This is a genomic window from Steroidobacter sp., assembly GCF_016790065.1.
Classification (GTDB): domain Bacteria; phylum Pseudomonadota; class Gammaproteobacteria; order Steroidobacterales; family Steroidobacteraceae; genus Steroidobacter.
Window position 1 is genome coordinate 1 of sequence record NZ_JAEUPY010000551.1, and the last position, 1,777, is coordinate 1,777.

Genomic DNA, 1,777 nt, shown 5'->3' on the forward strand with positions numbered 1-1,777 from the left:
GCCACCTGGCGTTGTGGATGAGTTACGAAGACACCATTCGAGTGGCCGATCTCAAGACGCGCAGCACTCGAATCGATCGAGTTCGCTCGGAGGTCAAAGCGGAACAGCAACAGCTGTTGGGCGTGACCGAGTTCATGCACCCCCGGCTGCAAGAAGTGTGTGAAACGCTGCCGCGTCGTTTGGGGCGCGCCATCCTCGACTCCAAATCGTTGTCGAGCGGACTCGGGCGGTTTTTCCAGAAGGGTCGATATGTTGAAACGACCAGCCTGCGATGGTTCCTGGTGCTGCGAACGCTAGCGAAGCTTCGGGTCATGCGCCGAGGTTCGCTGCGCTACGCCGAAGAGCAGGCGCGGATCGAACTGTGGTTGGCGGATGTGGTCGCCGCGGCGGCGAGAGACAATGCGCTCGGGCTCGAGTGGGTCAAATGTCAGCGCCTCATCAAAGGCTACGGCGACACGTTCGAGCGCGGTCTCAAGAACTACTCTGAGATTCGGTCTGCGTTTTTCGCGTTGCCGGCGGCCAAGCAAACCGCGGAATGGTTGGCTCAGGCGCGTACCAAGGCACTGATGGATGATCGAGGCGAGGCGCTGCAAGGGCACCTCGCGCTGGCTTCTTAAGCAGTCGTGCTGTGAATCCGTTGTAGCAGTCGGTGAGCCGCCTCGGCTTTGACCGGCCCGAAGCCTCGCACCTGCAATGGCGCCTCGGCCAGCTCGGCCAATGTTTGGTAGTTGCCAGCGTTCAACTGCGAACAGGCGCTGCGAACCCAGGCCAGGTAGGTATCGCGCAGCGCGCGTTCGAGTCGTCGCTCAGCGGTCCAGCCAAAAACATCCAGTGGCGTTTGGCGCAAATGCTTGCCATGAGCCAGCAAGCGAAAGACCGGCAGCATCCACGCGCCGAGCGTGATCTTGCGAGGGCGACCGGTGCGAGCATCTGTACGCGTCAGTAGCGGCGGCGCGAGATGAAACTGCAGTCGGACGTCGCCTTCGAATTGACGGGTGAGCTCAGCCTGAAAGCGTCCATCGGCATACAGACGAGCCACTTCGTACTCATCTTTATAGGCCATCAACTTGAATGCGGACCGTGCCACGGCCCAGGCAAGGCGCTCGGCCCCGGGATCCAGGCGCGCTTCGCTTTGACGAACCTCACGGAGCAACTCGACATAGTTGGCGGCATAAGCCGCGTTTTGATAGGCGGCCAGATCGTCGGCGCGGCGAGTGATGAACGTATCGAGATCTATACTCGGCACACTGGGTAACAATGCCTCAGGCGATGCAGCGGCGAGTCGACCGAGCGCGAAGGCACGCAGGTTGAATGGAACCGCCACTCCGTTGAGAGCGATGGCGCGTTCGAGACTCGCGCGCGACAACGGCAGGCGACCCCTCTGCCAAGCAAAGCCGAGCATGATCATGTTGGTCGCGATCGCATCGCCGAGGAATCGCGTGGCGAGCTGGCCGGCGGACAGTGCCTCTGGTGGGCGCTCGCCAGAGACACTTGTCAGCGTCGCAAGCAAAGGTTCGATGCCCAGTTGCATGTCACCGCGTGACTGAAAGTCCGCGGTGGCAGTCACATCGCGATTCACGATGACGACGGTGCGGTCGGCATCGATGGTCTGTATCGCGTCTTTGTGAGTAGCGGCCACGGCATCGCAAGCGAGCATCAAATGCGCTTCGTGCGATCCGATGCGAGCGGGAACAGTTCGCCCCGGTCCCTTGCTGAGTCGAACGTGGCTGAAAACCGCGCCGCCTTTTTGGCTGAGGCCGGTCATGTCATAAAGATT

Annotated in this window: 2 protein-coding genes; one reads left to right on the forward strand and one right to left on the reverse strand. The window is 61.2% G+C overall.

What is annotated here, in order from left to right; genetic code table 11:
* Nucleotides 1–617 (forward strand): DUF6537 domain-containing protein (locus JNL55_RS22730; RefSeq protein WP_293859380.1); only part of this gene is annotated, 617 nt, incomplete at its 5' end.
* On the opposite strand, the gene JNL55_RS22735 is transcribed toward JNL55_RS22730, so the two are convergent.
* Nucleotides 614–1,777 (reverse strand): DUF6537 domain-containing protein (locus JNL55_RS22735; RefSeq protein ID WP_293859383.1); only part of this gene is annotated, 1,164 nt, incomplete at its 5' end. The genes JNL55_RS22730 and JNL55_RS22735 overlap by 4 nt on opposite strands.